Below are 725 nucleotides of genomic sequence, written 5' to 3'. Positions count from 1 at the left end.
CTCAGTTGGTTAGAGCGCGCGCTTGATAAGCGTGAGGTCGGAGGTTCAAGTCCTCCCAGGCCCACCAATTTATGCTCATTTTTTGCTTATCCAAGAGTATGAAGCTTAAGCGTATTAAAGCCTCTTCAATCTTTATTTAATTTTATTATCCAAAGGTTATTTGTTAAATTTATCCCATTAAGTTTTTAAAGACTCTTTTAAAGTCCCTTCAGTGTTACAGATAAATTTAAGTGGTACAGATCAATTTAAATGATACAAATCAAAATAACACAGGTAATTCGTTGGTAAATCTGGTTAAGGTTGATTTGAGAGAGCATTATTTAGGGGCCGTAGCTCAGCTGGGAGAGCACCTGCTTTGCAAGCAGGGGGTCGTCGGTTCGATCCCGTCCGGCTCCACCATTAGGTCATCATCATGTTGTAAGAACAGTCTTTGTAAAGGGTCCAGTGATCTTTTGCTTGTTCTATTGAAATTGTGAAGAGAAGATATATTCAGACATGTTCCTTTTTTAAGGTTCCCTCTGAGGCACAAGTTTTTAGCCTAAGAAAAATACTTTCTTTGGAAAATGCTTGTTGTCAAAAAAAAGGTTTTTGAAAGCAGATCTTTAAAAAGATCTTGAAAGAAAAATCTTTTTTGAAGAGGAAATCTTAATTTAGAAAAAGAGACATTGTGTCGCAAGGGAATGCTCAAAGCCCTTGCTTATGATTGGAAGCTTAACCGCGCCATT

Annotated in this window: 1 tRNA gene; it reads left to right on the top strand. The window is 37.5% G+C overall.

The features are described from left to right. Nucleotides 1-323: 323 nt before the first annotated feature. Nucleotides 324-399: transfer RNA gene (locus ACFIK6_RS10140), tRNA-Ala, on the top strand. The last annotated feature ends 326 nt before the right edge of the window (nt 400-725 follow it).

It is taken from the genome of Bartonella sp. AS69XJJH (genome assembly GCF_042195585.1).
Classification (GTDB): Bacteria; Pseudomonadota; Alphaproteobacteria; order Rhizobiales; family Rhizobiaceae; genus Bartonella.
Note: the sequence above shows the minus strand (reverse complement) of the source record. Positions and strands in the feature narration are given on the sequence as shown.